The sequence below is a fragment of the Pirellulales bacterium genome (assembly GCA_036499395.1).
In the GTDB taxonomy this organism is placed as follows: Bacteria; Planctomycetota; Planctomycetia; order Pirellulales; family JACPPG01; genus JACPPG01.
The window spans coordinates 1-8,899 of the sequence record DASYDW010000137.1 but is presented as its reverse complement, the minus strand read 5'-3'; the positions used below and the strand labels follow the sequence as shown (position 1 = coordinate 8,899).

At 55.5% G+C, this 8,899-nt stretch carries 6 protein-coding genes; 2 read left to right on the top strand and 4 right to left on the bottom strand.

Annotation, left to right across the window (positions count from 1 at the left end; translation table 11 throughout):
* Window positions 1-130 (top strand): IS5/IS1182 family transposase (locus VGN12_29365; GenBank protein ID HEY4313598.1); only part of this gene is annotated, 130 nt, incomplete at its 5' end.
* Between the two features lie 27 nt (window positions 131-157).
* On the opposite strand, the gene VGN12_29360 is transcribed toward VGN12_29365, so the two are convergent.
* Window positions 158-415, bottom strand: coding sequence for a hypothetical protein (locus VGN12_29360; protein HEY4313597.1), 258 nt, complete (start codon window positions 413-415; stop codon window positions 158-160).
* Between the two features lie 275 nt (window positions 416-690).
* Between VGN12_29360 and VGN12_29355 the strand changes: the two genes are divergently transcribed.
* A complete protein-coding gene (locus tag VGN12_29355; GenBank protein HEY4313596.1) occupies window positions 691-879 on the top strand; it encodes a hypothetical protein in 189 nt (62 codons plus the stop codon).
* A 2,247-nt stretch (window positions 880-3,126) separates the two neighbouring features.
* Here VGN12_29355 and VGN12_29350 read toward each other — a convergent pair.
* The 3 genes from VGN12_29350 to VGN12_29340 all read right to left on the bottom strand — a co-directional run bounded on the left by VGN12_29350 (window position 3,127) and on the right by VGN12_29340 (window position 7,303).
* A complete protein-coding gene (locus VGN12_29350; GenBank protein ID HEY4313595.1) occupies window positions 3,127-3,339 on the bottom strand; it encodes a hypothetical protein in 213 nt (70 codons plus the stop codon).
* Between the two features lie 426 nt (window positions 3,340-3,765).
* The gene (locus tag VGN12_29345) at window positions 3,766-4,239 is read right to left on the bottom strand and encodes a ParA family protein (GenBank protein ID HEY4313594.1); all 474 of its coding nucleotides are present in this window, start codon (window positions 4,237-4,239) and stop codon (window positions 3,766-3,768) included.
* A gap of 613 nt (window positions 4,240-4,852) precedes the next feature.
* Complete coding sequence (locus tag VGN12_29340) at window positions 4,853-7,303, bottom strand: recombinase family protein (protein HEY4313593.1); 2,451 nt, start codon at window positions 7,301-7,303, stop codon at window positions 4,853-4,855.
* Between the last annotated feature and the right edge of the window lie 1,596 nt (window positions 7,304-8,899).

Genomic DNA, 8,899 nt, shown 5'->3' with positions numbered 1-8,899 from the left:
CACGCACTCCTGGCTCAACCGCGCACGGCGCTTGTTGATCCGCTGGGAAAAGAAAGCCGCGAATTATCTGGGCCTGCTCCATTTTCAATTCGCTATCGTCGCCTTGAGAGCCGCCAAGGTTCTCGGATAGGCTTTTAGTCGCCATGAATGCGGTTATTCACGGGCGTGCCGCCGACTGCGCCGCCCGAAATTCCGATTGCGACTCATTCGGATCATCTTCGTCAATTAACTCGGCGTCACTGGGTGCTCCATCGTCGGCCGGACGTGCCGCGAGGCCGCTCGAATCAAGTCCGCCCGCCGGGCTTCCGGCTGCCTCATCGCTGATTTGGCAGACATCGCTGTCTTCGGCCGGCAAAAGTTCGTCATCGCGTTGACCGGCTCGTCGTTGTCCTCGATCTTTATCCCTACTTTTCATGCAACTTCCTTTTTTGAGTTGCCCGAGTCTGCGTGAGCGTGCAAGTCGGATGCCAATCGGCACGCGTTTTGCTCGATTACTAAAGTGTCTTATCAATGGAGCAAAGTCATGAGACTAGTGAGTGATAGACGTGCCGTTACTGGAGTACTTAATGCCACAGAATCCGGTTTCGTGGCTACCAAGGTGCATTCATGCGGTACACAACTCGCAAGTAAACACCGTCGGAAACGACTTCTGTTTTTGTCAAAGGTCATATCGCATGTCCATGAAGCACGATGCCAGTCAGCATCAACACGATGCAGCCGGCCACCACGAAGCCGCCGCCCCGTCATCACCGTGAGGCAGTTCATCATCATGAACATGATGAGGCCGTCGAAGCGCAAGAACACGCCAAGGCTGCCCAAGAACACAGCGAGGCGGCACACAAGCACAGCAAACAGGCCCACGAAAAGTCGCATAAGTAGGGCTGAGTTTTATTCCCGTTCTGACGGGCGCGACGCTAAGCGTCACCGCCCGTCAGAACGACTTATTTCGAGATGCTTTCAATCTTGGGCCTCGGTGCGGTCACGTTGATCACTACGTACGTTATCCCGCCAAGCCTGCAAGACAGATTCCCATGAAACCATTAGTCTTCTGGACGCGAGCGTTGACATTCCTAACGATTGGCGTTGTTCCCGCACCGGTAGCTCACGCAGCTCCGGCAGCGCAATTTGAGGAGAACCGGTTTGTAAAACTCGACGCCAATGCCGATAAAATATTATCCCGAGGCAGAATTTGCCGGCGAAAAAGTCGGAAAAGCTAGAACTAAGGCTAAGAAGGAGTTTAAGAGCCTCGACAAGAACGGCGACAAGTCGCTGTCCTTCAAGGAATTTAGGAGGAGGTGAATACTCTCAAAACGGTTTGGGCGGACCCGTCCGGACAGTTCAAATGAACGACTGATCTCTGCCGCCAAATGCGGGTCAACTTTTGTACAACCGTTTGCGTACCCGCCTAAGCGTGCGGGTCGTGTGCTCTTTTCCCTGACGAGGGCGACCCGATTGACCGCCGGTCCCGGATGGAGCGGTGGCATTTTTCTTGCGTTCTAAGGCGGTTTCTAACCGGCGTTGGCAGAATTAGGCTTCTTCCGCTGCCGATTACTCGCGAATCGGCTAGTGCGTAGAGGCTGTCAGCTTACCCCTACCCCAGCTGGCAGCCTCTTTAAATGCGCGGACATCAAAATCCGAGGAGAGAGGTTCGCGCCTTCCGCGGCCTTTGATGCTGCGGCTCCAGTCGCGAAAGCGCTTGATGCCCGCCGCTCTAAAACACAGATTTGGGTGTGGCGCGCCTTTTGCTAATGCGTCTGGCGACAGGGACGCAATAGAGGCGGGTAGCGATGTGCAATCGCGTCGAGCGCTATTACAGCAACGAGCCTGAGTCGGATATCCGGAGAGCACGTGAGACGATGGTTTTCTGCAGTGCTCTCCTTCGGATCGGCGAACTCAGCGAATTCGCTTCTTGGGAACTCGACACTATTAGCACAATGCAAGCCGGCGCCCTCGCAATTCTCCGTAAATACGGGTTGCCATCTCCCGGGATAACGCCCAAACAGGAATAATGAACCATGTGTACACGGACGAGCACGATCCAGATCAACAACAACACGTACGCGTTGACGATCGAAACTTTCGGCCCTGAATCCTCTGCGTCATGGCGGTGTCAGTGCTGCGAGGAGTTTTTCGGTTCAACGCACTCGGCTCAGGATGAAGACGAAGCCTCGGCTGCAGCGTTGGCGGATGTCTGGGCGCATCACGACGCATTCCATGTGGCTGTCGCGGGGCCAGTTGATGTGCTTTTTGCAGGTTGATCCCGGACGCATGCCCTTGCTCCAGGATTTCTTGATCAATCGTGACCGTCTAGCTTCGAAAAACCTCCGACACTTATCCGAACTTGTTCGAGGAATTGCTTTCCGCGGCCGGTTAGATGGAAACTTTGCAATGCTAACTAGCATGATTAGGGTGATCGCGGCAACGGCTGCGTTTGGCGTGATGCACAGTGCCCTGGCTAGCCGCCGCGCTAAGGGCGTTGCTGCCAACGCGTTTGGGGAACGCAATCGCAATGGCCTCTATCGCGTTTTCTATTTAGCACAATCTGCTGGTACGTTTGCGATCTGGCCTCGTATATCCGCAAACAACCGAGCCGCGAACTCTACCGCGCCCCCGCCATCTTTAGCGCTATTGATGCATGCCATTCAAGCGGGCGCCGCGGTTTATGCGATATCCGCGGCAAAACAAGTCGGCGTTTCGCGCATTCTTGGCGCCCGGCGCTTACGCTGCTGGCTCGGCAAGGGCTTCGTTCGGCGGGAGCCCGAAGCGCAAGGGCCGGACCGGATGCGGTGCAGAAACACGTCGACGTCCCGATTGGTCTCGATGGACTCCGGGGACTCGTCAGACGCAGGATCATCACTGGCCATTCGAGGTGGGTGGAATAAGGCTGCTGGCGGCAGGCCAGTGAAGTTGCCGGGAACTCCCCGACTCTATGCGCGAAGTCTAATCTCGCGGGACTTGCATAGAAACCCGAACTCAGCATCTGCACCGAGCGAAAGACCGGCGAATCGCCAGCAACGCTAAGCCGCCTAGCGCGGCGAGGATGGCAGTGGAGGGATCGGGGACGCTAGCCAGGCGACAACCGTTCGTCACGCTCGTAAAGTCGTCGGCGATCGCTTAGGAGCTTTCCTATTCCGGCCCGGGCTGACGTGCCGCGCGCTTTTTGATCGCTGCTTCGAGCTTCTGTTTCGCCTCTAAAGCTGCAATCGCAGCGATCGTGCATTCCGGGCACTTCTTTGCCAGGAACTTTTCAAGGCGCTGCTTCCCAAATCGCTCGTTCTTCTTGTACGTGAACGGACTGCTATGCCCACAGGCGCGCTTCAATAATACGGTCCCTTCCAAGGCTCCCTCCCGCGGACGTGGATGTCGTCAAAAGCTTCGATCGCCCCGAAAGTAAAACAATCATATCGCCGAAAGGGTTTCGTGTGGATGCGAGCAGTGGCGACCTAGGGTTGGTTGCATTGAAGCAACCTGTCGCCAATTGGCACCACGGAGACTTCCCCAACTGGCGAACTTCTGGTACTTCGGGATGGACAGATCGCCTACTCGGCATGGAAGTGATCCAACTGCTGCGGAATATATTGCAAAAGCCGACGGCGGTGCTCTGCTGCCCTCGTGTTCGGACTACTTCTTCAAGCCTGATTCGTTCGCGATGCTCTCGCACGGCCCAGATGGCGACGGCGATCAGGGAAGTCATCAGCAGCATCCCCAAGAGCGAGAAGCGGAGCCATAGTCGTCGGCTGGGCGGGATCTGCTGTGGCTCGGACGTCATGGATATTCGGTGGCTTTGGCTAGGGCGCTCACCTCTAGCATGCTCGCTTTGCGAGGTATGATCGCAAGGTCGGCACGCAACAATAATGCGCGACTGGTCTCCGTATGGCTCCCGGGGCCCTCGCCGACAATGAAGTCCGCGTCCTGGTTCAAATTCGGCAATTCATTCAGAACCACATCCGGGTTATCGAGGCGTACAGCCTTGACGCCTGGCTGTGCCTCGCGAATCCATTCTGAGGACGACTGTTGCGTGTCGCAGTCGGCTAGCGTGACACGGCATCCCTGCTCGTGGAGCCAGGCCGCCAAGTGGACGGCAAGAGCTGATTTGCCGACATGCCTGCCGTTGAACGAGAGATGCCTCCAGCTCTCATGAGTGGCGCGGTGAAACCGCAAGCCTCTATGGAACCATAGCCATTCCGTGACGGCTAAAAAGAAGGCAAGGGCCGAGCCGCGTCTCGCGGCCCGGCCCACGACGGGGCATGACAAGGTCTACCGTATTCTGCTTTGATTAATGTCGTCACCTATTCCAGTTTCTACAGTCTCGCCACGATTCTTCGTAGTCTGTATCAAGCTTTCAGCGCCAGAAGTCTGCTCCCGTAGCCACTGTTTTGCCAGCAAATAGGCAATGCAGTCCAGGAGTGGCCGAAGCCGATCGCGACTGGCGGTCGAAAGATTGTCATCAGGATTCATGCGCATGGCTCGAACTTCCAGAAAAGGAATTTTTTATTCTAAATGAAGAACAGGTTCGTCGAGAGAGAAGACGCCGTTGCACATTTGAAGTGCACGAAGATGCGCGCGGACGAACAAATACGCACAAGGCTCGGCCGCCTTGTGAGCGAATGCGTAACTCAGTGTGAGTTGATGCGTTACCTTTTCGCCCGCGATGGCGGAACAAAAAGAGCTAACGCCGTCTCAGGTCCTGCGGACTGTCGATGTCGACATTTTTAAAACCTTCGCGGGAGCGGTCATGGATCAATAGTAAAGGCGGCCCCGCTCTAAAAGCGATCGCCGCCTAGGATCATGATCCGTGCCTAAGCGCAGAAGCTCGCTGAAGCTTGTAGGGCCGGATGAGCCATTGCAGCTGTTATTTTGTTTCGCTCCTGGTTTTTCGTTTGGCATTCGAAGCGACCCATCTGGGTAGCTTCCCAGCTAAACCAAAATCCAAGATTGTGCGTACGTATTTTTTCGTGAATCCGTGAACAGCCGCAATTTCGTCGACGCTCTTACCCTGCTCGTATAACGCTTTGAATTGTGGAGCGAGTTTCACGTAAGTGGGTATCGTATCGATCACCACCTCCGCGAGATCGGCGGTATTACGAATGGTTGCTAATGCAGCGCGATCGGGCGTTCCATTCTCGATGGCCAATTGCCGTAATACGGCAACGAGGTCTGGTGTAAACGTGGCGACCCAACGAGCGCCGCGTTTCCGTTCATATTTCTCCTGCCGAATCTTGATCGGTCCGGTAAGCGTGCGGATCGCCTCCGCAGCCATGGGAACTCCAAGCCGAAGCAGTTTGGTCAGATCTGCCAATGCCGTCCGCGCCCATTTTACATCCAAGGGCCTGACTTCGACGCGGTTATTGCGTTGCGCGGTTTGGAGCGCAGCCTGCTGGACTTCCAGTTCCCCCTGCAGATCGCTGATGCGCTTGTCGTATGCAGTACATAACTTAAGGTCGGGTGAATCCTTGCCACGCTCGGCTTCCACACACTGGAAAAGGCCTTCGATCTTCGATTCCAATACCTTTCCATTCGCTCGCAAGGGCGCAATATCAACTTGCGGTGCGCTCGCAATTTGCTCGACGAATACATTGGCCTTAGCGATAAGGTCGTCAATGCTCGCATCGGTCAAGATCGCATCAGTGATGTGGCTAAGCAGGCAATTCTCGATGATCTTGGTGCTTTTCGAGCTGGTGAGCCCGCAACCATGTGCACCTTTCTGCCCATTCTCGCAGCATAGTTGTTTGTGCTGTCCCGCGGACCGGCCGAGGTTCAACTCATTATTGCAGTACTCGCAGACAAGAGTGCCACTGAACAGTGTAGTCGCGGAGTTTTCGTTGCGACTGGGTTTGCGTCCCGTCTGTGGATTGGCACGCCGGGCTGTCGCGAGCTTCCGTCTGGCAGCGCGCCACAGAGCTAACGGCACGATGGCCAAATCTCGATCGAAGTGGATCTCCCATTCGGAGCGCGGGTTCGGTATCAAACGCCATTTACGGGATTCCCAATCGCGTTCGTGACGGTTTTGATTCCAGATAAAGATGCCGATCGCCGATGGACTCCACAGGAGGTGTCGAATAACGGCATGGGACCAAATGTCACTTCCGTCGATTTTCAATTGGTTGAAATGCTTCGTGATACGAGTCAAGGACCATCCTTCGCGCACATACAATTTATAGAGGAGTAGCCGAGATTCGCGCGTCGAAGGATCGATGCAGCGGACATATACTGGACGGCCATCCTTGTCGTGAACTGGCTCACCATTTACGTCCCGTTGGACGTCGCGAGTGAAGCCTAAGGGTAGCCTGCCCAAATGATTGCCGCGACGGGCTGCGCCTTTCATACCGCGTCTGACTTTTTCGCGCAAACTTTTGATGAAGAGCCGAGAAAGCAAGCCAAAAATGGTGATCCATATATCCCAGTTGGGATCAGACAAGTTGAAACCGTCCGACGCTCCGATCATACGCTTGTTGAGTTGTTTAGAGAGCGATGCCAGCCTCCACCATTCAAGCTCATCACGCGAGGCCCGCGTAAAGTCGTCGATGTAGGTGGTCTCGATTCGATGTTCCTTGTGCGACAGAACTCCTTTGTAGGACGAGTATCCCTGCCGAGTACCGTCCAAACCCGTAACCGAGTAATCTGCGAATACGTATAACCAGGGAACGAACCGCCCCTCTTCGTGCGCCTTGTCGAGCATTTTCGTCATTTGGTCAATGATCGAATTGGGATTGCTGTTGTCGCAGGAGTAGCGACCGTAGCTCCCGGCGAATTTGGTAGCGAAGGGCGCAAAGGCCCTGCTCGCCTCTACGTCAACATTGCCGGTTCGATGTCGAGTTTTGAAATCTTCGACCATTTCGCGGACGATCTGTATGGTCGATTCCGGTAACAGTCCGGCCTTGACCATGTGTGGCCAAAGCTTTCGCTGGTGGTTCAGGTATTCTGTCGCGAGTTTAGCCAGCTCTTCGTCGGGCGGCAGGCCACGATCGGCCCTTGCCCGTTGCGGCTTTCGTTGCGGTCGGGGAAGCGGCGCCGATCGCTTGTTGGGCGGATTGTTTGGCGGGAGGCGTCCAGAAGCCTTATCTGCAGAAGCGTTATTTCCAGCCTTGTGGCTTATGCCCAGCCCATTGACCACAGCGCCGAGTGCGACGGAGAGCAGGATGGCCGTGGCACCAAATTCAGGATGAAGGGTGGACAGTTTGCTGGAGACGGTGCCCGTTATCAGTGCATCAAGAAGCAGCAACCAACAATTCGCGCAAGACGATACTGCGACGAGCCTTCGTGTAAACCCGACTGCCTTGAGGAAGAACAAAATCGCGATCATAAAGGCATCTCAACTTTCCGAGATGCCGAGACATTTCTTGAATGACACAGTGCGTCATTCAGGCTGACACTTCCTGAGAGTCCTTGGCCATTGGCGACGTCTCTTGACCGAACACAAGTCCAGGTGCTGACTTGTGTTGCCAAGGTAAGGCATTGATTGATAAGCGGTTAGGACTCGGTCTCACTTGAATCCTGTCCTCTCCGCTTGCCGTTATCGGCTCTCGCGCTAAGTCATTATCTCAGATGACTTAGCGTTCTTTTTGCGCCTTGCAGAAGTTCCCCGTGGTGCACACCGTGTGCATCACGGGAGATTCCGATGGTACGTCCTCTCCGACGTCCACTAGTACGATGTCGTGTCGGTCGTGTTTCCTATTATCTCCGGCGTGGTGGCTGGTGCGTTTCCGACCGAGAAGGGGGCCGTCAGGTTCGCCGTCGTGTCGCCGACAGCGAAGCCGAGGCGGCCACGATCGCCGCGCAGCTGAATGCCCAACTCGTCTTGTCCCTGCCGAGCCCCTTTTCGTTTAATCCTGTCACGATCCCAGCCTTGCGAAAAAGCTTTCTTGAGCACCACGAAAGCGTGTTGCGGTCGTCATTGGCAACGATTAACCGGTACCGCACGGCGTTGCGTTATCTCGAACAGTTTGTCTCGGTCACGGGATCGAAACCCCAAGCGCATTTAGTTTCGGTCGACGAGTTTGCCGCCTATCTCCGCCGCGTCCTGGTGGCTCCCCATGGCCATGCCCGAGCGCCCCGTCGCCGACTACGCGATAAGGGCGTCCGTAATATTCTCGAAGTTTGCCGCTCGCTTTACGGATTCGCCGGGCGATTGGACACAATCGAACGTGGTGAAACGACGTCACGAGGAAAAAGGGGGCTGCGGAGCAGATTATCGGCAGGATGTGCGCTAGGATTGCCAAGCACAATCATTTGCGTACGCAAGTTTTGAAACCGACTTAAGGGCATTTGCCCAAGGCTAGTAACGGACAATTAACGGCCGGGCAATCGTTGCCAATCTTGAGTTGCCTCAAGCCACTCTAGGTGTCGTGCTTCTCCGTAAATCAACGTATTGGAGCCATTCTAAATGGTATTGGAGGGGCAATTCCGAGAGTTGTCCCGGGCAAAGAGTCGTAACGACCTGATGCCGTGACCGAGCCTTGATGTGCCTTCGCAAATGCCCCTGGCCCCTCGCCACATTATCGCCAACGTGGCGGCCGGAGTTTTCGAAGACTTGCCTCTTGGGCCAACCGCCTCTGGTGTTCGCTGCCACTTCTAGGCCTACGACCATGAGCGAGATCCCAGGCAGCCCAAATAGCGGTGTCGAGAAATTCCACGAGGCCGACTACGTCCTCGGATCGAGCGGGGTCTAGCAGAAGCACCCACGTATTTCCGGCGCCCACTTCATTATTCGTACCGAAGGCGAGTTGATCGGTCTTCCATGCCGGAATCTCGACAATTTGAACTGAACTACTACCGGCTGGAAGCCGGTAGGTTGAAGGAGAATCGTGAACTCCGGACTGGAAGTCCTCCGCTCACGATTTGGTAATGCGGAAATTATCGCCGCCGTCGTCCGGCTCGGTGCCGTCCTGTTGGCGGATGT

What these genes read in the sequence shown, in the direction of transcription:
- VGN12_29360 (HEY4313597.1), bottom strand. Translation starts at nt 415, where the DNA reads ATGAAAAGTAGGGATAAAGATCGAGGACAACGACGAGCCGGTCAACGC.
- VGN12_29355 (HEY4313596.1), top strand. Translation starts at nt 691, where the DNA reads ATGCCAGTCAGCATCAACACGATGCAGCCGGCCACCACGAAGCCGCCG.
- VGN12_29340 (HEY4313593.1), bottom strand. Translation starts at nt 7,303, where the DNA reads ATGATCGCGATTTTGTTCTTCCTCAAGGCAGTCGGGTTTACACGAAGG.